The sequence below is a fragment of the Nonomuraea ceibae genome (genome assembly GCF_019396325.1).
GTDB lineage: Bacteria > Actinomycetota > Actinomycetes > Streptosporangiales > Streptosporangiaceae > Nonomuraea > Nonomuraea ceibae.
Genome location: NZ_JAHKRO010000016.1, coordinates 91,695 through 113,439, shown reverse-complemented (window position 1 = coordinate 113,439; position 21,745 = coordinate 91,695). Strand labels below are relative to the sequence as shown.

Annotated in this window: 19 protein-coding genes; 10 read left to right on the top strand and 9 right to left on the bottom strand. The window is 72.6% G+C overall.

Going from position 1 to position 21,745, the window contains the following annotated elements; genetic code table 11:
- Positions 1 to 1,003 (top strand): WecB/TagA/CpsF family glycosyltransferase (locus KME80_RS51810; protein ID WP_308125756.1); only part of this gene is annotated, 1,003 nt, incomplete at its 5' end.
- Here KME80_RS51810 and KME80_RS14095 read toward each other — a convergent pair.
- Genes KME80_RS14095 through KME80_RS14070 form a run of 6 tightly spaced genes read right to left on the bottom strand, consistent with a single transcriptional unit; the run spans position 990 to position 7,439 of the window.
- The gene (locus KME80_RS14095; protein ID WP_219505098.1) at positions 990 to 1,883 is read right to left on the bottom strand and encodes a sulfotransferase; all 894 of its coding nucleotides are present in this window, start codon (positions 1,881 to 1,883) and stop codon (positions 990 to 992) included. The two genes, KME80_RS51810 and KME80_RS14095, sit on opposite strands and share 14 nt — an antisense overlap.
- Positions 1,880 to 3,127, bottom strand: a complete 1,248-nt coding sequence (locus KME80_RS14090; protein ID WP_308125755.1) for a lipopolysaccharide biosynthesis protein — start codon at positions 3,125 to 3,127, stop codon at positions 1,880 to 1,882. The genes KME80_RS14095 and KME80_RS14090 overlap by 4 nt, the downstream gene beginning before the upstream one ends.
- On the bottom strand, positions 3,118 to 3,960 hold the full coding sequence (locus tag KME80_RS14085) for a sulfotransferase family protein (RefSeq protein WP_219505118.1): 843 nt from the start codon (positions 3,958 to 3,960) through the stop codon (positions 3,118 to 3,120). Before KME80_RS14085 ends, KME80_RS14090 begins: the two co-directional genes overlap by 10 nt.
- A gap of 5 nt (positions 3,961 to 3,965) precedes the next feature.
- On the bottom strand, positions 3,966 to 4,856 hold the full coding sequence (locus KME80_RS14080) for a hypothetical protein (RefSeq protein ID WP_219505096.1): 891 nt from the start codon (positions 4,854 to 4,856) through the stop codon (positions 3,966 to 3,968).
- Positions 4,843 to 6,120, bottom strand: coding sequence for a hypothetical protein (locus KME80_RS14075; RefSeq protein ID WP_219505094.1), 1,278 nt, complete (start codon positions 6,118 to 6,120; stop codon positions 4,843 to 4,845). The genes KME80_RS14080 and KME80_RS14075 overlap by 14 nt, the downstream gene beginning before the upstream one ends.
- Entirely contained in the window at positions 6,117 to 7,439 is a 1,323-nt protein-coding gene (locus tag KME80_RS14070; RefSeq protein ID WP_219505092.1) for a Wzz/FepE/Etk N-terminal domain-containing protein, read from the bottom strand. The genes KME80_RS14075 and KME80_RS14070 overlap by 4 nt, the downstream gene beginning before the upstream one ends.
- A gap of 323 nt (positions 7,440 to 7,762) precedes the next feature.
- Here KME80_RS14070 and KME80_RS14065 point away from each other — a divergent pair, with 323 nt between their 5' ends.
- Positions 7,763 to 8,794, top strand: a complete 1,032-nt coding sequence (locus KME80_RS14065) for a glycoside hydrolase family 26 protein (protein ID WP_308125754.1) — start codon at positions 7,763 to 7,765, stop codon at positions 8,792 to 8,794.
- On the opposite strand, the gene KME80_RS14060 is transcribed toward KME80_RS14065, so the two are convergent.
- The 3 genes from KME80_RS14060 to KME80_RS14050 all read right to left on the bottom strand — a co-directional run bounded on the left by KME80_RS14060 (position 8,739) and on the right by KME80_RS14050 (position 11,614).
- Positions 8,739 to 9,620 carry a sulfite exporter TauE/SafE family protein gene (locus tag KME80_RS14060; protein ID WP_219505090.1) on the bottom strand — a complete coding sequence of 294 codons (882 nt, stop codon included), beginning with the start codon at positions 9,618 to 9,620 and terminating at the stop codon, positions 8,739 to 8,741. The genes KME80_RS14065 and KME80_RS14060 overlap by 56 nt on opposite strands.
- Complete coding sequence (cysC, locus tag KME80_RS14055; protein ID WP_219505087.1) at positions 9,617 to 10,831, bottom strand: adenylyl-sulfate kinase; 1,215 nt, start codon at positions 10,829 to 10,831, stop codon at positions 9,617 to 9,619. Before cysC ends, KME80_RS14060 begins: the two co-directional genes overlap by 4 nt.
- Positions 10,832 to 10,897: 66 nt before the next feature.
- Positions 10,898 to 11,614 carry a class I SAM-dependent methyltransferase gene (locus tag KME80_RS14050; protein WP_219505085.1) on the bottom strand — a complete coding sequence of 239 codons (717 nt, stop codon included), beginning with the start codon at positions 11,612 to 11,614 and terminating at the stop codon, positions 10,898 to 10,900.
- 171 nt (positions 11,615 to 11,785) lie between these two features.
- Between KME80_RS14050 and mfd the strand changes: the two genes are divergently transcribed.
- From mfd to KME80_RS14010, 8 genes are all read left to right on the top strand, one after another.
- A complete protein-coding gene (gene mfd, locus KME80_RS14045) occupies positions 11,786 to 15,274 on the top strand; it encodes a transcription-repair coupling factor (RefSeq protein ID WP_219505083.1) in 3,489 nt (1,162 codons plus the stop codon).
- 26 nt (positions 15,275 to 15,300) lie between these two features.
- Positions 15,301 to 15,906 carry a SurA N-terminal domain-containing protein gene (locus KME80_RS14040; protein ID WP_219505081.1) on the top strand — a complete coding sequence of 202 codons (606 nt, stop codon included), beginning with the start codon at positions 15,301 to 15,303 and terminating at the stop codon, positions 15,904 to 15,906.
- Positions 15,907 to 15,908: 2 nt separating this feature from the next.
- On the top strand, positions 15,909 to 16,847 hold the full coding sequence (locus KME80_RS14035; protein WP_219505079.1) for a nucleoside triphosphate pyrophosphohydrolase: 939 nt from the start codon (positions 15,909 to 15,911) through the stop codon (positions 16,845 to 16,847).
- 41 nt (positions 16,848 to 16,888) lie between these two features.
- Positions 16,889 to 18,166, top strand: a complete 1,278-nt coding sequence (gene eno, locus KME80_RS14030) for a phosphopyruvate hydratase (RefSeq protein ID WP_219505077.1) — start codon at positions 16,889 to 16,891, stop codon at positions 18,164 to 18,166.
- A gap of 67 nt (positions 18,167 to 18,233) precedes the next feature.
- Positions 18,234 to 18,725 carry an FtsB family cell division protein gene (locus KME80_RS14025; protein ID WP_219505069.1) on the top strand — a complete coding sequence of 164 codons (492 nt, stop codon included), beginning with the start codon at positions 18,234 to 18,236 and terminating at the stop codon, positions 18,723 to 18,725.
- A 7-nt stretch (positions 18,726 to 18,732) separates the two neighbouring features.
- Complete coding sequence (locus KME80_RS14020; protein WP_219505067.1) at positions 18,733 to 19,221, top strand: DUF501 domain-containing protein; 489 nt, start codon at positions 18,733 to 18,735, stop codon at positions 19,219 to 19,221.
- The gene (locus tag KME80_RS14015; protein ID WP_219505065.1) at positions 19,212 to 20,156 is read left to right on the top strand and encodes a Ppx/GppA phosphatase family protein; all 945 of its coding nucleotides are present in this window, start codon (positions 19,212 to 19,214) and stop codon (positions 20,154 to 20,156) included. Before KME80_RS14020 ends, KME80_RS14015 begins: the two co-directional genes overlap by 10 nt.
- A gap of 175 nt (positions 20,157 to 20,331) precedes the next feature.
- Positions 20,332 to 21,735 (top strand): hypothetical protein, encoded by a 1,404-nt coding sequence (locus KME80_RS14010; RefSeq protein ID WP_219505063.1) that lies wholly within the window; start codon positions 20,332 to 20,334, stop codon positions 21,733 to 21,735.
- The last annotated feature ends 10 nt before the right edge of the window (positions 21,736 to 21,745 follow it).

The window sequence follows — 21,745 nt, the reverse complement described above, 5'->3', positions numbered from 1 at the left end:
ACCCCCCGGAGCCCCCCACCGCCCCCCGGCCACGCTCACCCGACCACGCGACACCACCCCGGCGGCCGACTCCCCAACGGAGACGCTGCCGCGTGCCGCTGTCCCGGAGGGGGCGGGCGCTGGGGCGCTGCGGCGTGGCGCGGCTGTGGGTGGGCGTCGCTCGCAGGCGACCCAGGAGGCGCTGCCCGGCAGGCCGCGTGCCGCCGTCCTGGAGGGGGCGGGCTCACCTGGGGTGCTGTCGGCTGGGCGGCGGGTGGTGGTGGGTGGGGTGGGGGTGGATGCCGTCACCGAGGCCGAGGTGGTGGATTGGGTGAGCGGGGAGGTGGAGGCGGGGCGCGGGGGGCAGATCGTGACGCCCAACGTGGACATCTGCCGGGCCGTGGCGCGGGATGCCGGGTTGCGGGAGCTGGTGCGGCGGGCCGAGGTGGTGGTGGCCGACGGGATGCCGCTGGTGTGGGCGTCGCGGATCTCGGGGACGCCGCTGCCGGAGCGGGTCACGGGCGCGGACCTGATCTGGTCGCTGAGCGCGCGGGCGGCGCGGCGCGGCTGGCCGGTCTACCTGCTCGGCGGGCCGCCCGGGGCCGCCGAGGGCGCGGCGGGGGAGCTGGCGCTCCGCTGTCCGGGGCTTGACGTCCGGGGCGCGGTGTCGCCGCCGTACGGGTTCGACGCACGCCCGGCGGAGCGCGAGCGGGTGATGGGCGACGTGGTGCGGGCGCGGCCCCGGCTGGTGTTCGTGGGGCTGGGCTTCCCCCGGCAGGAGCTGCTGATCGGCGACCTGCGCCAGGAGCTGCCCGGCGCCTGGTTCCTGGGCTGCGGGGCGGCGATCGCGTTCGCGGCCGGGACGGTGCCGCGCGCTCCGGGGTGGATGCGGCGCGCCGGGCTGGAGTGGGCGTTCCGGCTGGGGTCGGAGCCGGGCCGGTTGGCCAGGCGCTACCTGGTGGACGATCTGCCGTTCGCGGTGCGGCTGCTGCTGGAGGCCAGGCGCGGGGTCATGCGGCGGTGAGGGCGCGGACGCGGGCGATCTCCGCCGGGGTGAGGCCGCGGGCGGCGGTGCGCAGGGCCTGGCGGGAGTCCATCGGCCGGTAGGCGGTGCGGGAGAGCCCTGTCCAGGCGAAGCTCCGGGCGGGCCCGGCGGGGGCGGTGCAGGCGTGGGTGATGCGGCGTTCGGCGGCGGGGGTCCAGGTGAGCCCGGCGTGGTCGTACAGGGTGCGGAAGCCGGGCAGGGGGTCGGCGGCGAGGTCGTCGTACGAGGTCACGTGGATGCCGGGGAGGCGGGAGAGGATCGTGCGCGTCACCCGCCACAGCGTGGCGGCCTTGGCGAGCCGGTCCTGGGAGCCGATCAGGGGGCGCAGCAGCTCGACCTCGGGGTGGTCGCGGACGAGGAGGGGCTGTTCGAGCAGTTCGTGGAAGTAGACGGTCCAGCCGAGCCGCTGCCAGCTTGCCACGAAGGCGACGGGGTCGCGGACGAGCGCGATGACGCGGCAGCCGAGCCGGGTGGCGAACCAGCCGGCCGACAGCACCGCGAACGGGTCGTCGAGCAGCGCCCGCCGCCCGGTCAGGCGCCCGAGCCCGAACGCGGCGCCGTAGCGGATCATGCGGGCCAGGTCGTACGGGGTGCGGTTGGCCCGTAGCTGGGCCGCCCAGCGGTAGCGCAGGGCGACGGTGTCGCGGAAGGCGGGCAGCCAGGCGCCGGCGTTGTCGTCGCAGATGTACTGGAACCGGTGGGTCACGTGGGCGCGCAGCACGCCGGGGGAGCGGCCGGGCGGGTGTTGCGGGTTGAGCGGTTCGTTGACGTAGACGAGTTCGCCGCCGGCGGCCAGCATCTTGCCGGTCCAGCTCGTACCGCTTCTGGGCAGCCCGGTGACGAGCACGGGCGGGTTCACGCGGCGGCCCAGGCGCGGAGGCGGAGGGCGCCGAGGCTGTGGCGGCCGAAGGGGCGCAGCCCGTAGCGGCGGTGGAGCTGCCAGAGCGGCAGGGCGTTCTTGACGAGCAGCCCGCCGGCCCAGCCGAGCGCGGCGCCGAGCGCGCCGTGGGCGGGGATGAGCGCGAGGTCGAGCAGCACGGTGACGCCGAGCGCGGCGAGCAGGTTGAGCAGGCTGCCGGTGGTGTGCCCGGCGGCGGTGAGGACGACGTCGACCATGCCGCACGCGGTGGCCGCCATCATGGCGGCGGCGAGCACCAGGGCGACGGGCGCGGCGGCGTCGTAGCCGGCGCCGAACAGGTCGAGCAGCCAGGGCGCGAGCGCGGCGTAGCCGAGCCAGACGGGCCAGGTGAGCAGCACCAGCCACATGGTGGTGACCTGGTAGAGCTCGCGGGCGCGGGCGAGGTCGCCGTCGGCGAGCGCGCTCACCAGGCGGGGTTGCGCGGCGCGGGAGAGCCCCTGGTTGGCGAGCTGCCCGACGACCTTGAACCGGGTGGCGGCGGTGTAGACGGCGGCCTGGACGGGCCCGCCGAGCGCTGCGACGAGCACGATGTCGAGCCGCTGGAACACGGCCTGGACGGCGCCTGCCGCCGACCGGGGCGCGGTGTGACGCCACAGGTCGCGCCCGGTGCCGGGCAGGTAGGGCGTGCGGGGCGCCCGTCCGCGCAGCGCCAGCCCGGCCAGCACGGCCACGATCAGGTACGGGGCGGCCCAGGCGAGGGGCAGCGCGGAGGCGTGGGCGAGGGCGGCGGCGACGAGGGCGAGCTGGCCGACGGGCAGCACGATCCCGTCGAGCAGCACGGTGGGCCGCATCGCCCCGAACCCGCGGGTGGCCGCGAGCAGCACGTCGGCCACGGCGATCGCGGGCAGCGCCCAGGCCAGCGGCCCGAGCTGCGGGTGGAGGGCGATCCCGGCCGCGGTGGCGACCACGGCGACGGGCACCACCGCTGCCCTGACATATCCGGAAACGCCGAGATAGCCGTACGTCCCGGCCCGCGCGATGAAGTACACCAGCCCGTTCCCCGCGTCCAGCTTGGCCACCCCGGCGGCCAGCAACGCCAGCGCGGTCACCGCGAAGAACTCGCCCGCCTGGGCGGCAGGCAGCCCCCTGGTCACCACGACCACGAGCGCGAACTGCGCCAGCGCCCCCACCGCGGCTCCGGCCAGCCCCGCCGCGCCGCTGCGGGCCAGACCCGTCACCGCCACGACGGCGCACCCCCCAGCCAGCGCACCAGCCGCGCGTCGTCCGCCTCGAACCGCTCGCGCAGCGCCCGCCGCAGCGACGCGGGCAGCGGCCTCGGCAGCGCCCGCCCGTTGTGCCGTTCGAACGCCGGGTAGCCGAGCCGGGGCACGCCCAGGAAGTCCAGCACCCGGTCGTAGACCGGCTCGGGCTCGGCGAAGAACCGGTGGCTGTCGAGCACCAGGATGCGCTCCCGCCCGAACAGCGGCTCCAGCCGGTCGAGCTGCGCGGCGTAGCGGCCCCGCGCCACGTAGGCGTGGTGCCGGTGTGAATGGTGCACCGAGTACGGCCGTGCCCGCAGGCTCTCCTCGGCCCCGGCCAGCCGCCGCTCCTCCAGTTCGAGCGCGTACTCGAAGCTGGACTCGGTCTCGTACCCGCGGGCGAGCTCGTGGGCGTGTGCCGAGCACGCCCGCTCGACGGGGTCGCGCACGAGCACGATCAGCTTGACCCCCGGCAGGTCGGCGGCGATGCGCTCGCCGGCCAGCGGGTGGAACAGGTAGTAGGGCGACGACTCGAACGCCTGCGCCGGGGCCCCGTGGCGGCGAGCCAACAGTGCCGCCCCCACGCGCAGCGGGAAGTGCCCCCGGTACCACGGCAGCCCACGCCGGTAGCCGGTGTCGAAGTAGTGGACGCCCTTGTGCAGCACCGGTTTGAGCAGCAGCGGGTGCTGTGCCAGCGCCCGGTAGAGCGAGGTGGTGCCGCACCGCTGCGCCCCGATGATGAGGAACGACGGCAGCACGCGCGCCCCCGAGGTGAACCGCCCGGCCCCGCGCGAAACCGACAGCACGGGCCGCTTCATCGGCTTCACAGGATCGGCTCCTCGTGGTCGACGAGCGGGGACAGCCAGCGTTGCGGCGGCCCCAGCGGCTCGTGCCCGTCGGTGGCGTGCCGGTCGGCCAGCGCGACGAGGTAGAGCAGCGCCGTCCGCCTGGCCTGGGCCGCCGAGAGCCCGTAGGGCGCCAGCACCCGCAACGCCTGGGCGAGGCAGGCGCGCGCGGCGGTGGGCGGGTCCATGCGCCGCAGCGCCCGCTGGAAGAAGTGGTGCATCGCGTCGAACCCGTGCGGCACCCCGGTCGCGTAGCGCTCCCAGTCCCACACGAGCAGCCGCCCGTCGGCGGCGGGTGCGATGTTCCACGGCGCCAGGTCGCCGTGCCACGCGCCGTCGCCGGTGGCGGCGATCTCCTTGACGGCGCGGACGAGCAGCGGCTCGGGCACCCGGCCGCGCCGCGCGGGCAGCGGCGACAGCGCGAGCACGCCGAGCCCGCGCCAGGTGCCGTGGTAGAGCACGCTGGGCGCGACGACGCTCTTGAGCGGCCGGTCGGCAAGCCGGGACAGCACGGCGGCCTCGTTGGCGACCAGCGCGCGCGCCCGCTCGCTGTCGCCGATCTTCACGTACGCCAGCCGCGCCCTCGCCGAGTATGCCTCCAGGACCGGTTTGCGGTTGGCCCGGCGGGCGGGCCGCACGTGCACGACGAGCTCGACCGGCGTGCCGAACACCTCGCCGAGGTGGTCGCCGATCGATCCCTCGGCGGGCAGCATCACCCTCGGCCCCGGATGCCACCAGCGGCGCGGAGCCAGTCGCCGGGGCAGGTAGGGGTGGGGCAGCACCGTGTAGGGGCGCGGTGACCCGGTGCCGGGAAAGAGCAGGTCGAGCGTGTCGCCGAGATAGCGCAGCCGGATCCTATGGTCGTGCATGCGTGTTCCTCCACAGGAGGGCGAAGGAGATGAAGTAGAGGCTCAGCGGCGTGACCAGCCCGTCGTAGACGAACATGTAGAGCAGCACCAGGCACATCACGAGCACCCCGGCCAGCCCGACCGGCGTCCGGTCGGGCCAGTGGCGGCGGATCGCCCCGGCGAAGAACGCCACGTAGAGCACGGCCCCGGTGAACCCCTGGGTGATCATCAGCAGCCAGAGCTGCCCGTCGGCGCCCAGCGGCGGATGGCCGCAGCCCGCGCACCAGCCGGTCTTGCCGGTGGTGATCGTGCGATGGCTGCCGAGCGCGTTGCGCGTGTTGCCGTAGCCGGCGACGGGGGAGTGGGTGGCGGCCTCGATCGTGGCCGACACGGTGAACGCCCGGATGTCGTTGGAGTGCGGTTTGTCCAGGCGTTGCATGACGAGCCCGGCCAGCGGGCTGAGCGCGAACACCAGCGCCGCCGCCACCGCCCCGGCGCACAGCATGAGCCTGGTCCGGCCGCCCACCCGGACGATCAGGTACGCGACGGCCAGCCCGAGCCCGATCCACAGGCCGCGGTTGAGCGAGTAGACGATCGGCACGGCGGCCAGCGCGACCAGCGCCACGGCGACCACCCGGCGGCGGCGCGACCCGTACACCCACCAGCCGACCACGAACCAGACCAGCAGCACCGACACGTTGCTGCCCCACGCGTTGGCCCATTCGTAGGGGGCCTCCGGGCGCGGCATGGAGTAGCCGAGCACCTTCTGCGTCTGGGAGGCGGTCGGGTGGATGAGGTTCTGCACGAACGGGTTGCCCGCCAGCCAGTCGGGCAGCAGCATCTCCACCGGCGAGGTGAAGGAGAATCCGGGCGCGAGCAGCCCGAGCAGCCCGCCCGCCACGGTCGTCACGAACAGCACGCCGAGCATCCGCACCAGCCGGAGCTGCGGCAGCTCCCGCTCGGTGAGGTTGCCCAGGTAGAGCACCATGATCATGAGCGACAGGTAGAGCGCCAGCCGCATCCCGTAGCCGGCCAGCCGGCCCGCGCCGAGCTCGCCGTAGGTGCCGGGCGGCATCTCGCCCAGCATCAGCGCGCTGATCAGGTAGCCGCCGATGAGCAGCGCCCACAGCCCGAACCCGCGCGGCACCCGCACCGGCCGCCGCCGGAACAGGATGACGGCCATGGGCACGGCCAGCACGACCACCGACAGCCCGCCGAAGCCGAGCGCCCACCAGACCGGATAGCCGAGCAGCAGCGCGCCGATGGGCCAGGCGGGCCCTTTCACGTCGGCTTGCCCAGCGAGCCCACCGGGCGGTTCACGGGCTTGTGCGCGGGGGTATGCACAGGCGTGCTCATCGGCGTCGTCAGGGCGCCGCTCTCGGCGAGCTCGCCGCTCGCGACCAGCTTGCCGAGCGTGTTGGGCCGGCGCGGCTCGGGCACGGGCGCGGGCGTCAGGTCCGTCGTCGTCACCACGCCGATGACGGGCACGCGGTGCCGGCCGACCTGTCGTACGGCGGCCGCGACCTGCTCGGCGGTGGCCTCGCCCAGCCCGACGAGCAGCACCGCCGCGTCGGCCCGGCCGAGGTCGCCCACCTCGGCGCCGTTGAGCACCGACAGCGGGGCGCTGGCGGCCAGCGGCGCGATCACGGACGCGGTGCCGAGCTCGGCGGGCACGGCCTTGACCAGCAGCCACTTGCCGGGGCAGGCGGAGACGACGGAGGTGGCGAGCTCGGCCGGGCGTGCCAGGTCGGCCAGGACGGGCAGCCCGGTCAGCCGTTCGACGTCGGCGGCGGTGCGCAGCCGGGTGTCGAGCCGGTCGCGCAGGCTCGCCGCGCCGGCCCCGGCCAGCAGCCCGGCGACGAGCCCGGAGGCCAGGTGGAGCGGCAGGCTGGGCGAGCTGGGCGCGGACGGCGGCTCGGCCGGGCTGATGACCGAGCCGGGCGTCACCGGGACCGTCTTGAGCGCGTCGTACTTGAGCGTGAGGCTGCTGGCCTGCCGGTTGAGCACGCCCTGCCGGTGGAGCGCGAGCGTGTGCTCGGCGGTGCCGCGGCGCAGCCCGCCGAGCTGCGTGACGGCCTTGGCGAGCGCGGCGTTGACCTGCTTGAGCTTGGCCAGGATGAGCTTCTGCTGGGAGGTGATGGCGGCCTGCGCGCCGTCGGCCCGGTGGGCCAGGTAGGCGTCGGCGTAGGCGCGCGACTGGGTGGCGGCGGCGACGGGGTCGGGCGCGGTGACGGTCATGAGGAGGACCGCCGAGTTGGGCGGCACCGTGACCTCGACGGGCTCCGGCTCGGCGATGCCGGCGATCTGGGCGGCGGCAGCGGCGACGACGCCGGAGCGGGCGATCTGCGCCTCGGTGTCGAGGTTGAGCTGCTCGCGCTGCCTGGCGGTCACCTGGTTGCCCTGCTCGGGCACGCCCACCGGGGTGACGAGGACCTGGGTGGTGGCGGTGTAGGCGGGCGGGGTGAGCCGCATCAGCGCCAGCCCCATCGTGCCGCCGGCCAGGAAGCAGCCCAGGAACAGCAGCCAGCGCCTGCGGAGCAGCGAAAGGTGCGCCCCCAGCTCGGTGCCGGAGCGGTGGGCCGGGCAGTCCGGCGTCGAGCTCATGGAGGCGCGTCTCCCTGAAGTGCGTAGCGGATTGTCGCGCTTCTGCGACTCTGCGTCACGTGCCGAGGTGTGCGCCCACTATAGGCGGGCCGGATATTACCCAGGTCGATTACCCAAGATTTTCTCCCGTACGGGCGGGAATTCGTCCTTCAATAACCGGCGATAAAGGGATATGTACGGCGGCCGTACCGCCCCTGATCTGCGGTCTCGGCTGACGATCCGGCATGGGCGTGGCATGGTTCAGGGTTGACGGGCGGGGGCTTGAATGAGGGGGGCGGGTCATTTTGCCGCATAATTCGCCACATATCATCGCGTGGGCTCTGGTGCCGGCGCTGGTCGTCGTGCTGTCCGCCTGCTCGGCGGCCGACGAGACGCCGGTCGCGGCCCGGGCGAGCCTGCCGCCGGTGGTGGCGACCCCGCCCGAGTGCGCCGTCACCAGCAGGCTCATCCCGTCCTGCGGCGCCTGGTGGGGGATCGCGCCGGAGATCTTCACCGGCGCGGGCGTGACCCGGGCCCTGGAGAACGCCGAGCACCGCATGGGCGCCAAGGCCGACATCCTGCACGTCTACCACCGGGGCAGGGAGCTGTTCCCGACCGACGAGGAGATCCGGCTCGCCCGCGACCCGGCCAGGCCCCGGCTGCTGCTCGTCAACTGGAAGCCGTCGTTCGGCCACACCTGGGCGGAGATCGCCGACGGGGCCATCGACTCCCGGATCGACCGGCTGGCCCGCTACCTGCGGCGCACGTTCCCCGAGCGATTCTTCCTGACCATCTACCACGAGCCGGAGAACGACGTCGACGCCGCGGCCGGCTCCGGCATGCGGGCCGGCGACTACGCCGAGATGTTCCGCCACGTCGTGCTCCGGCTGCGCGAGCGCGGGGTGAAGAACGCGGTCACCGTGATGACCTACATGGGCGCGCCCAACTGGGCGTCCAAGCCGTGGTTCGAGGAGCTCTACCCGGGTGACGACGTGGTCGACTGGGTGGCCATGGACCCCTACGCCGACGGCCGGGTGCAGGACTTCGGCACGCTGGTCAACAAGACACGCGAGGACTTCGACGAGTGGCCCGGCTTCTACCGGTGGATGCAGTGGCGCTTCCCCGGCAAACCGGTCATGGTCGCGGAGTGGGGCGTGTTCGAGCGGGCCGACGACCCGGCGTTCAAGCGGGCCTTCTACGAGTCGGTGCGCCGGCAGATCCGCCGCTATCCGCAGATCAAGGCGCTGGTCTACTTCGACTCGCCGCACGCCCCGAGGGGCAACACCAGCTTCGACACCGAGCCGACGGCCGACCGGGCGTTCACCGAGCTCGCGAGAGATCCGCACTTCCGCGCGACTCGCGTGCCGCGGCCCTGACCCGCCACCGCCAGCCCGCCACGACGACCGCCGTCGCCGCCACCAGCGCGATCACGGTGACCGTGTTGGGCACGTCGAGCAGCTTGAGCGCCGAGGCCAGCAGCACGATCGCGAGCATCGCCCTGATCAGCCCGCCCGGCGCCCGCGAGGAGATCCGCGCGCCCAGGTAGACGCCGGGGATCGAGCCGACGAGCAGCGAGAGCGTCAGGTCGGCCTGGAAGTCGCCGAACAGCAGGTGGCCGAGCGCCGCCGACACGACCAGCGGCACCGCCTGGACCAGGTCCGTGCCGACGAGCTGGTTGGCCTTGAGCGCCGGGTAGAGCGCGATCAGCGCCACGATGATGAGCGACCCGGAGCCCACGGACGACACTCCGACGACCAGGCCGCCTACCATACCGACCAGTAGGGTCGGTATTGGGCGCACGACGATCTCCCGGGCCTCCGCCGTTCCGCCCCGGTCGCCCAGCCACGCCTTGGCGGCCAGCCCGGCGACCGCGAGCAGCAGGGCGACGCCGAGCGCGTACTTGACCCCGTCGCCCACCGCGAACGCCCGCGCCAGGAACACCCCGCAGAACGCCGTCGGCACCGAGCCCGCGCAGAGCCAGCCGACCAGCTTGAGGTTGACCGTGCCCCGGCGCAGGTGGACGACGCTGCCCACCGGCTTCATCACCGCCGAGGCCACCAGGTCGCTGGAGACCGCGGCCAGCGGCGGGACGTTGAAGAACAGCATCATCATCGGCGTCATCAGCGCGCCGCCGCCCATGCCGGTCAATCCGACGACGATCGCCACCAGGAACGACCCGGCGATGAGCGGGAGGTCGATCATCGCACCCACCCGCCGCCGCGCAGCGTGTCGAGCACCCGCCCGACGGCCGCCTCGACCGACAGGTGCGTGGTGTCGATCGTCAGGTCGGCGTCGTCCGGTTCCTCGTACGGATCGGAGACGCCGGTGAACTCGGGGATGAGGCCGGCCCGCGCCTTGGCGTACAGGCCCTTGCGGTCGCGGCGCTCGCACTCCTCCAGTGGCGTGGCGACGTGCACGAGCAGGAAGTCGGCGCCGACCGACTCGGCCATCTCGCGCACCTCGGCCCGCGTCTCCGCGTAGGGGGCGATGGGGGCGCAGATGGCCAGGCCGCCGTGGCGGGCCGCCTCGGCGGCCACGAACCCGATCCGCCGGATGTTGAGGTCGCGGTCGGCCTTGGAGAACGTCAGCCCCTTCGACAGCAGGTGGCGCACCACGTCGCCGTCGAGGTAGGTGACCGTGCGGGTGCCCAGCTCCAGCAGCGCGTCGCGCAGGCCGCGGGCGATCGTGGACTTGCCCGACCCCGACAGGCCGGTGAAGAACACCACCAGGCCGCGCCGGTGCGGCGGCCCGGGGATGCGCACCGGGTCGGGCCCGGCCAGGTGCTCGCTCGCGCCGTAGGCGAAGGCGACGTGCTCGCGCAGCTCCAGGTCGATCTCGGGCTCGTCGCGCGGCGCCAGCGGCACCGGCACCACCATCGTGCCCTCGGGGAGCTGGTCCCTGGCCCGCAGCGCGGCCCTGACGACGCCCGGCCCGGCCTCGCCGTACGCGAGGGGGAGCAGCAGGATGACGGCGCCGAGCTCCTTGGCGGTGGCGACGATCTCGCCCAGGTCGTCGAGCGGCCCGCGCATCGTGACGGCCAGCGCGTCGCGCCCGCCCAGGTCGACGCGGACCTCGTCGGGCGTGCGGCGCAGCCGCGCGAACGGGCCGTGCTCGGGCGCGCCGAGGCCCTTCACCGGGCCGGCCGCCAGCCCGTCGTGACCCCGCTCGGTCACGCTCAGCACGGCCAGCGGCACGCCCTCGGGGTCGAGCAGCGTGACCTCCTCGCCCGGGGTCACCTCGTCGGGCAGGGTGATCGTGACGGGCGCGGGCCACGGGGTGCCGTCGGCCAGCGTGCCGCGCTCGTGCACCGTGTGGAGGTCGTCGTGGCCGAGAAACCCCGTCAGCGGCTGGAACGCCCCCGAAAGCAGCAGCTCAAGATCGGCCAGCTCGCGCGCGTCGGGGGTCCACTCCACGATCGTTCATCCCAACTATCCCGATTACATTGGTAGGAAAAAATACCACTGTACTCGGTGTGGCCGCTAGATCAGACGGGCGAAGTGATACTCGGGCTTCCTGATGACCATCGTGATCTCGTCGTGGGTGGCAGGGTATCGCCCGCGGGTCAGTCGGGAGGCCAGGCCGACGAGCGCGCCGCCCACCCGGCCCATCGCGGGCCCGCTGGTCGCGGTCTCCTCGTCGGTGATCAGCAGGCCCCGGGTCAGGCAGAACGCGTGCATCCCGTCGGCCGAGGCCAGCGGCCCGTGCACGACCGGGAGCGGCCCCGGGGTGCCCGGCACGACCAGCCGCCGCCACAGCAGCCGCCGCACCCAGGCCGGCGTGAGCCGCTCCAGCAGCGCGTAGGCCGAGTTCCTGTCGCGCATCCGCAGCAGCACCAGGCCGCCCGGCCGCAGTGACTGCAGCAGCCGGTCGAAGACCAGCTCCGCGTGCTCGATGCGCTCCAGCAGGAAGGAGAGCTGGATCACGTCGTAGGCCCGGGGCGGCAGCGCCGCCGAGCGCAGGTCGCCTAGCGTCCAGGCGACCAGGTCGGCCCGCTCCTCGACCACTCTGCGTATCGCGGGCAGGTCCTCGTCGACCCCCGTGACGCGGACGTCGATGCGCCCCAGCGCCAGCGGCTCGTCGTGGGCGCACCCGGCGACCAGCACGTCGAGGCGCCGGCCGAGCTGACCGGTCCACTGCTCGCGGATCCGCTGAACAAAGAGATCGCCCCCTTGGGCGACCGACCGCACGTCAGACATGTGACCCACAGTAATCAATAACTGTCGAAGAGTAAGGGACATCGGTCCCTCGCGAGCGTTTCCGCGCGTGCTGGCGGCGGACGGGTGAGGGGCACCCGGCCAGTAGTCTGGAACGACCACACCCCCGCTGCCGTTCGGCCGGGGGTAGTCGTGTTGCCATGGGGCTGACTGATGAGTCTTTCCGGACTGCTTGACCTTGTCTCCGCCGACCCGAGCCTGGCCGCCGCCCTCGAACAGGGCGGCGACGTGGCCCTCGTCGCGCCCGCCGCGCTGCGGCCCTTCGGCGTGGCCGCGCTGGCCGGGCACGACCAGCGCGCGGTCCTGGCCGTCACCGCGACGGGCCGCGAGGCCGAGGACCTGGCGGCGGCGCTGACCAGCCTCATCGAGCCCAGCACGGTCGCGGTGTTCCCGGCTTGGGAGACGCTGCCGCACGAGCGGCTCTCGCCCCGCTCCGACACGGTCGGCCAGCGGCTGGCCGTGCTGCGCAGGCTGGCGCACCCGGTCAAGGGCGACATCGCCGCCGGGCCGCTCAACGTGATCGTCGCGCCGATCCGGGCGCTGTTGCAGCCGATCATGAAGGGCCTGGGCGACTTGGAGCCGATCCGGCTGCGGGCCGGCGACGACGCCGATCTGGACGAGGTCGTGGCCAACCTGGTGGGCAACGGCTACCACCGGGTCGACATGGTGGAGAAGCGCGGCGAGGTCGCGGTGCGCGGCGGGCTGCTCGACGTGTTCCCGCCCACCGAGGAGCACCCGCTGCGGCTGGAGTTCTGGGGCGACACGGTCGAGGAGATCCGCTGGTTCAAGGTGGCCGACCAGCGCTCGCTGGAGGCGGCCGAGGACGGGCTGTTCGCGCCGCCCTGCCGCGAGCTGCTGCTGACCGGCGAGGTCCGGGCCAGGGCGCGGGAGCTGGCCGAGCGGCACCCGGCGCTCGCCGAGGTGCTCGACCAGCTCGCCGAGGGCACCCCGGTCGAGGGCATGGAGGCGTTCGCCCCGGCGCTGGCCGGGGAGATGGACCTGCTGATCGACCACCTGCCGGACCGGGCCGCGGTGTTCGTCTGCGACCCCGAGCGGATCAGGAGCCGGGCCGAGGAGCTGGTGCGCACCTCGCAGGAGTTCCTGGAGGCGTCCTGGATCAACGCGGCCGCCGGCGGCGAGGCGCCGATCGACCTCGGGGCCGCCGCGTTCCGCTCGCTGGAGGAGATCCGCGACCACGCCGGCTCCCTGGGGCAGCCGTGGTGGTCGATGGCGCCGTTCGGCACCGGCGTCGAGCTGGCCGCGCACGACTCCGAGGCCTACCGGGGCGACACCCGCAAGGCGCTGGAGGACGTCAAGGGCTGGCTGGCCGAGGACAAGGCGGTCGTGCTGCTCAGCGAGGGGCACGGCCCGGCCGAGCGCATGGTCGAGGTGCTGAAGGGCGTCGACGTCCCCGCCCGTCTCACGAAATATCTGGACAAGGCGCCGGAGCCGAAGGTCGTCCACGTCACCACCGGCCTCCTGGAGCACGGCTTCGTCACCCCCGGCCTGGCCGTCCTCACCCACCTCGACCTGGTCGGCCAGAAGGCGTCCACCAAGGACATGCGCCGCCTGCCCTCGCGCCGCCGCAACATGGTCGACCCGCTCCAGCTCAAGGTCGGCGACCACGTCGTGCACGAGCAGCACGGCGTCGGCCGCTACGTGGAGATGGTCCAGCGCACCGTCCAGGGCGCCACCCGCGAATACCTGGTCATCGAGTACGCCAAGGGCGACCGCCTCTACGTGCCCACCGACCAGCTCGACGAGGTCACCCGCTACGTCGGCGGCGAGGCGCCCACGCTCAACCGGATGGGCGGCGCCGACTGGGCCAAGGCCAAGTCGCGGGCCAAGAAAGCGGTCAAGGAGATCGCCGGCGAGCTCATCCGCCTCTACTCGGCGCGCATGGCCTCGCCCGGCCACCCCTTCGGCCCCGACACCCCGTGGCAACGCGAGATGGAGGACGCCTTCCCCTACGCCGAGACCGGTGACCAGCTCGAAGCCATCGACGAGGTCAAGCGCGACATGGAGCGCGGCGTCCCGATGGACCGGCTGATCTGCGGCGACGTGGGCTACGGCAAGACCGAGATCGCGGTGCGCGCGGCCTTCAAGGCGGTGCAGGACGGCAAGCAGGTGGCCGTGCTGGTGCCGACCACGCTGCTGGTGCAGCAGCACATGTCGACGTTCACCGAGCGCTTCTCCAGCTTCCCCGTCACGCTCAAGCCGGTCTCCCGCTTCCAGACCGACGCCGAGATCAAGGGCACGCTCGACGGCCTGCGCACCGGCGCCGTCGACGTGGTCATCGGCACCCACCGGCTGCTCAGCCCCGAGGTCAGGTTCAAGGACCTGGGCCTGATCATCATCGACGAGGAACAGCGGTTCGGCGTCGAGCACAAGGAGGCCATGAAGCACCTGCGCACCCAGGTCGACGTGCTGGCGATGTCGGCCACGCCGATCCCGCGCACGCTGGAGATGGGCCTGACCGGCATCCGGGAGATGTCCACGATCCTCACCCCGCCGGAGGAGCGCCACCCGATCCTCACCTTCGTCGGCCCGTACGACGAGAAGCAGATCGCGGCGGCGATCCGGCGCGAGCTGATGCGCGACGGGCAGATCTTCTTCGTGCACAACCGGGTCGCCTCGATCAACCGGGTGGCCGCGCGGCTGCGCGAGCTGGTGCCCGAGGCGCGCGTCGCGGTGGCGCACGGCCAGATGAACGAGCACCAGCTCGAAAAGATCATGGTGGGCTTCTGGGAGCGCGAGTACGACCTGCTCGTCTCGACCACGATCGTGGAGTCGGGGCTGGACGTGCCCAACGCCAACACGCTCATCGTCGACCGGGCCGACAACTACGGCCTGTCGCAGCTCCACCAGCTCCGCGGCCGGGTCGGGCGAGGCCGCGAGCGCGGCTACGCGTACTTCCTCTACCCGCCGGAGAAGCCGCTGACCGAGACCGCGCACGAGCGGCTGGCCACGATCTCGCAGCACACCGAGATGGGCGCCGGCATGTACGTGGCGATGAAGGACCTGGAGATCCGCGGCGCCGGCAACGTGCTCGGCGCCGAGCAGTCGGGCTTCATCGCGGGTGTCGGCTTCGACCTGTACGTGCGGCTGATGGCCGAGGCCGTGCAGGAGCAGAAGGCCAAGCTGTCGGGCGCCGAGCCGGCCGAGGAGGTGCACGACGTCAAGGTCGAGCTGCCGATCAACGCGCACATCCCGCACGACTACGTGACCTCCGAGCGGCTGCGGCTGGAGGCGTACAAGCGGATCGCGGCGATCTCCGCGCCCATCCACATCGACGAGGTGCGCGCGGAGCTGACCGACCGCTACGGCAAGCCGCCCGTCGAGGTGGAGAACCTGCTGGAGGTCGCCAGGTTCCGGATCAAGGCGCGGCAGGCGGGGCTGACCGACGTCACGCTCCAGGGGCAGAACATCAAGTTCGGCCCGGCCGTGCTGAAGGAGTCGCAGCAGGTCCGGCTCGACCGGCTCTACAAGAAGGCCGTCTACAAGCAGGCGGCCGAGACGCTGCTGGTGCCGGTGCCCAAGACCAAGCCGCTGGGCGGGCAGCTGCTGCGGGACCTGGACCTGCTCAAATGGTGTGGCGACCTGGTGGAGGCGATGTTCCTCGAGCCGGCGCGGGTAAGCTAGCGGCGATTTTTGTCGAAGGGATGCACGTGAAGTCGATACGAGCGGTTTTGGTCGCTGCCGCGGCGGGAGCCAGCGTCCTCGCGCTGACCGCCTGCTCTACCCCTGTCGAGGCCGGCGCGGCGGCCGTGGTCGGCAACCAGCGGATCTCGGCCAGCGATCTCACCCGGAACGTCCAGGAGTTCGAGGCCGCGCTGAAGAAGGCCAACATCACGCCCGAGCAGCTCGGCGTGCCGGTCACCCAGTTCGTGCTGTTCCGGATGACCAACCAGGCCCGCTACCAGCAGCTCGCCGCCAAGCACGGCATCACGGTCACCGAGACCGAGGTCGACGCCGCGCTCCAGCAGCCCGGCCAGCAGCAGTCGCCCGAGATGAACCTGCTGTCCAAGGGCGTCGCCCCGGCCGGTGCGCGCCCCTACCTGCGCGCCGAGCTGGGCGCGGCCAAGCTGATCGAGAAGTTCGGCGGCACCCAGAGCCAGCAGGCCGCGGCCATGTGGGCCGAGGAGTACAACTCCATCAAGACGCAGTTCAGCCCCCGCTACGGCACCTTCCAGCAGGACCAGGGCTTCGTCGACCCGGGCCGCTTCGGCAAGCCGCTGCAGCCCGCCCAGCCGCAGCAGCAGCCGCAGGGCTAGGCATGCCACTCGTCGTCGTCACCACCTCGCCGCGCGTCGCGCCGGGGCTGCTGAGCCACCAGGCGTGGCAGGCGCTGCGCTCCGGCCCGGTGCTGACCGGCTCCGCCGATCACCCGCAGCTCCCCTACCTGGCCGAGGCCGGGGTCGAGGTCGACGTGGTGACGCCGGACCCGGCCTCGCTGGCCAGGCGGGCCGTGACCGACACCGTCGTGTGGCTCGCCTCCGGTGACGACGAGGACTTCATGCGCGCGCTCGGCCACGCCGCCGTCGCGCTGGCCGACCCGCCCCTGATCGAGGTCGTGCCCGGCTCCTACGACCTGCCGGGCGCCCGCGTCCTCGACCTGGTCGCGGTCATGGACCGGCTGCGCGTCGAGTGCCCGTGGGACCGCAAGCAGACCCACGAGTCGCTGGTCCCGTACCTGCTCGAAGAGGCGTACGAGGTGCTGGAGACCATCGAGGAGTCCGACTACCCGGCGCTCCGCGAGGAGCTCGGCGACCTGCTGCTCCAGGTGGTGTTCCACGCGCGGGTGGCCGACGGGTTCGACATGGACGACGTGGCCGCCGGCATCGTCGACAAGCTGGTGCGGCGCCACCCGCACGTGTTCGGCTCGGTCCGGGCCGAGACCGCCGACCAGGTCAACGACAACTGGGAGGCCATCAAGGCGGCCGAGCGGGCCTCCAAGGGCGGCGAGTCGCTGCTCGACGGGGTGCCCTTGGGCCAGCCCGCGCTTTCGCTGGCGGCCCAGCTCGTCCGGCGGGCCGAGCGCGGCGGGGCGCCCGGGAGCCTGGCCGCCGCCGTCGGCCAGGGGGTCGCCCGCGAGCTGTGGGACCTGGTGCGACGCGCCCAGGAGGCCGGGGTCGACGCCGAGGCCGAGCTGCGTGCCGCCGCACGCGCCTACCGCGACAGGGTGCGCGCCTGGGAGTCGCGAGAGGGCCGATAGGCTCTAGACCCATATTGCCTTTCGATTTAGGAGCGCATCCCGTGGCTACCATCGAGGTCGTATACGCGCGCGAGATCCTCGACTCCCGGGGCAACCCGACGGTCGAGGTCGAGGTGATCCTCGACGACGGCAGCACCGGCCGCGCCGCGGTGCCGAGCGGCGCGTCCACCGGCCAGTTCGAGGCCGTGGAGCTGCGCGACGGCGACGATCGCTACAACGGCAAGGGCGTGCAGAAGGCCGTCCTCGCCATCACCGACGAGATCTTCGACGAGATCCACGGCGTCGAGGCCGAGGACCAGCGCATCGTCGACCAGATCATGATCGACCTGGACCGCACGCCCAACAAGGCCAAGCTGGGCGCCAACGCCATCCTGGGCGTCTCGCTGGCCGTGGCCAAGGCCGCCGCCGACAGCGCCGAGCTGCCGCTGTTCCGCTACGTGGGCGGCCCCAACGCGCACGTGCTGCCCGTGCCGATGATGAACATCCTCAACGGCGGCGCCCACGCCGACACCAACGTGGACATCCAGGAGTTCATGATCGCGCCGATCGGCGCGCCGACGTTCCGCGACGCCGTCCGCATGGGCACCGAGGTCTACCACGCGCTCAAGTCCGTGCTGAAGGAGAAGGGCTACGCCACCGGCCTGGGCGACGAGGGCGGGTTCGCGCCCAGCCTGCCGTCCAACCGCGACGCCCTCGACCTGATCCTCGTCGCGATCGAGAAGGCCGGCTACCGGCCCGGCGAGGACATCGCGCTCGCGCTCGACGTGGCCGCCTCCGAGTTCCACAAGGACGGCGTCTACACCATCGACGGCAAGGGCCTGTCCGCCCAGGAGCTCATCGCCTTCTACCAGGACCTGGTCGACAACTACCCGCTCGTCTCCATCGAGGACCCGCTCGACGAGGAGGACTGGGAGGGCTGGCGCGCGATCACCGAGGCGCTCGGCTCCCGGGTGCAGCTCGTCGGCGACGACCTGTTCGTCACCAACCCGGAGCGGCTGGAGCGCGGCATCAAGGCCGGCACCGCCAACGCGCTCCTGGTCAAGGTCAACCAGATCGGCACCCTGTCGGAGACCCTCGACGCCGTCGACCTGGCCCACCGCAACGGCTACAAGTGCATGATGAGCCACCGCTCGGGCGAGACCGAGGACACGACGATCGCCGACCTGGCCGTGGCGGTCAACTGCGGCCAGATCAAGACCGGCGCGCCGGCCCGCTCCGACCGGGTGGCCAAGTACAACCAGCTGCTGCGCATCGAGGAAATCCTCGACGACGCCGCCCGTTACGCGGGTCGTGACGCTTTCCCGCGGTTCCAGCGCTAGTTTCGGGTACGGCCCGCGGTGGGCGAGTCCTGCCGCGGGTCCCGTCGCCGTCTGAGGGGGTAGTGCGTTGGCGAAGAGACCGCAGCTGACCGGGCGAGCCGCCATCCTGGCGATCGTGGTGTGCGCGATCGCCATGAGCCTGGCCTACCCCGTGCGCGAGTACATCGCCCAGCGGCGCAACATCGCCGAGCTCCGGGAGGAGAAGGCGCGGGTCGAGGCCGAGCGCCAGCGCCTGCTCGCCGAGGCGCAGCAGGTGCGCGACCCCAACTGGATCAAGCGCACGGCCAAGGAGCGGCTGCACTACTGCGGGCCGGGCGAGAAGTGCTACGTGGTGATGGACGCCGATCCGGGCAAGGGCAGGACGGCGGTCAAGCGGCCGGCGGCGGCGCCGCCGTGGTACCAGACGCTCTGGGAGTCGGTGCAGGCCGCCGACGACGGCACCGGCCGCCGGGCGGGCGTGACCGACCCGGCCGACACGTCCGGCGAAGCCGACCCGGCCGGCAAGACCGGCGAGACTGACAAGACCGGTGAGGCCGGCACGGCCGGCGAGGGGGAGTAGGAGAGCGTTGGAGAGCAGTGACGTCGAGGCGGTCCAGCGGCAGCTGGGGCGGCCTCCCCGAGGGTTGCGCGGGGTGGCGCACCGCTGCCCGTGCGGCAACCCCGACGTGGTCGAGACCGCGCCGCGGCTGCCCGACGGCTCGCCGTTCCCCACGCTCTACTACCTGACCTGCCCGCGGGCCGCCTCCGCGATTGGCACGCTGGAGGGCTCCGGGCTGATGCGCCGGATGCAGGACCGGCTGGCCGACGACCCCGAGCTGGCCGCCGCCTACCAGGCGGCGCACGACGACTACGTCGCCCGGCGTGACAAGGCCGCCGAGGAGGAGGGCCTGGAGCCGCTCCCGCGTGACATGCAGAGCACCGGCGGCATGCCGCTGCGGGTCAAGTGCCTGCACGCGCTCGTGGCGCACGAGCTGGCGGTGCCCGGCAGCAACCCGTTCGGCAGGGAGGCGCTGGACGCGCTCCCCGACTGGTGGAGTGAGGGACCATGCGCGTAGCCGCCGTCGACTGCGGCACCAACTCGGTGCGGCTGCTGATCGCCGACGTCGGCGACGACTCGCTGACCGAGGTCGAGCGGCGGATGGAGATCGTCCGGCTCGGCGAGGGCGTGGACCGGACCGGGCGGCTGTCGCCCGACGCGCTGGAGCGCACGTTCGGCGCCATGCTGCGCTACCGCGAGCTGATCGACCGGCACGGGGCCGTCGCCACGAGGGTGGTGGCGACCAGCGCCACCCGTGACGCCGACAACCGCGACCGGTTCACCGACGGCGTCCGGGAGATCTTCGGCGTCGCGCCGGAGGTGGTGACGGGCGCGGAGGAGGCGGAGCTGTCGTTCACCGGCTCGACGCGGGGCCTGCTGCGGCTGTCGCCGGAGACCGAGGTGCCGCAGGGCCCGCTGCCGCCCTATCTGGTCGTCGACATCGGCGGCGGCTCGACCGAGTTCGTGGTCGGCTCCCGTCACGCGGAGGCGGCGATCTCCGTCGACATCGGCTGCGTGCGGCTGACCGAGCGCCACCTGCGTGACGCGGGCGACCCGCCGTCGGCCGAGGCGCTGGAGGCGGTGGTGGCCGACGTCGAGAAGGCGCTCGACCGGGTCGAGGCCGAGGTCCCGGTGCGCCAGGCGCACACGCTGGTGGGGCTGGCCGGTTCGGTGACGACGGTCGCGGGCGTCGCGCTCGGGCTCCCGGAGTACGACCCGGCGCGCATTCACCATTCGCGCATCTCCGCCGAGCAGGTGCACGAGGTGACGCGGCGGCTGCTGGCGATGACGCATGGTGAGCGGGCGGCGCTGGGCGTGATGCATCCGGGCCGGGTGGACGTCATCGGCGCGGGGGCGCTCATCCTGGACCGCATCGTGAGGCGGTTCACATTTGCGCAGGTAGTAGTGAGTGAGCATGACATTCTCGATGGAATTGCGTGGTCCCTGGCCTGAAAAGTGGCTAAATCGGGACATAACTCGCTTGCGTTCGTGTTGAGCGCGCAATCAGTTCTGTGCTTTAGTGATCGTGCATAACGGGGGCTTTGCCATATTGCGCGACACAAGAGGGCTGTCGGCGTGGCAACCGTTCCCGAGCGCATCTCTTCCCTCACGGAATGGAGCCTCATTCATGAAGTCCTCTGTGTTAGCGCGGAAGGTGGCGGCGTTCGGCGCCTCCACTTTCGTGCTGGCCGGCCTGGTGGCCGGGCTGGTGTCCAGCCCCGCTCAGGCCGCCACGGCCTCCTCCGCGACCGCTGGGGCAGCGGCCGCCAAGACGAAGGCCAAGGTCTCCGTCTCCACGCCGAAGGTGTCGGAGCGTGACTACGTCGGCGCCTGTCCGGTGTCGGTGACGTTCTCCGCCACGGTCAAGGTCTCCAGCAAGGCCAAGACCACGCTGGCCTACCGCTGGCTCCACGGCGACGGCTCGAAGAGCAAGGTCAAGACCGTCAAGGTCAAGGGCACGAAGTCCGTGAAGGTCACCGAGAAGGTCACCTTCAAGGGCGACGTCAAGGGCTGGCAGGCCCTGCAGGTCCTCGGCCCGCGCACGGTGACCTCGAAGAAGAGCTACTTCTCGGTCAACTGCATGAAGCTCGAGGGCACCCGCGACGACGTGCGGGTCTCCGCGCGCGCCTGGGCGAGCCCGTCCCACTACGTGGGCTCGTGCGACCCCGGCAAGCGGATCCACTTCGCCGGCCGGATCACCGTGAACCGCCCGGCCTGGGTGCGCTACCGCTGGGTCGTCAACGGTGACGTCGTGGACTACGGCAAGGTCAAGGTCTGGGACTCCCGCAAGGTCTACGCGGGCATCACCGCCCGTCACAGCCAGCGCGGCTCCGCGGTCCTGCAGATCCTGAGCCCGGACCGTGAGTACTCGAACCGGGCCTACTACAAGGTCTGGTGCAAGGACTACACCCCGCCGGCCCCGGCTGTGAAGGTCTCCGCCTCCGACCTGGTGACGGCGACCAACCACGACGGCTGCAAGGTCAGCGCGCACGCCAACATCAACCTCAACCGCGCCGCCGACGTCCGGTGGGTCTGGTCCGTGAACGGCCAGGCGGTCGAGCAGGGTTCGCGCTACTTCGGCAGCGGCACCAAGAACGTCTCGCTCTCGCAGCGGGCGCTGCACGGCGCCGCGAAGAACGGCGGCAAGATCACGCTGTCGGTCTACGGCCCGAACAACAGCGACTCCATCACGCAGTCCTACGCTGCGTGTGACGAGCCCAAGCCCGAGCCCTCCTACGAGGTCTCCGGCGCTTCGGTGAGCGCGAGCGAGAACACCTGCCCGTCCGGCACCCTGTCCGGTTCGGCCACGGTGACCGGCAAGAACGGCTTCAAGGGCCAGGCCGTGTGGACGTACGAGGGCACGCACCTCGGCTCCGCGAACATCGGTGACGGCTCCACCACGGTCTCCTTCTCGCAGAACTTCAACGAGCTGACGAAGGACGGCGTGGCCGAGCTGAAGATCTTCGACCCGAGCGGCAAGCTCCTGAAGGCGGTCCCGGCCTCCTTCCAGGCGCCCTGCAAGAAGGTCTGAGATCGCTGAA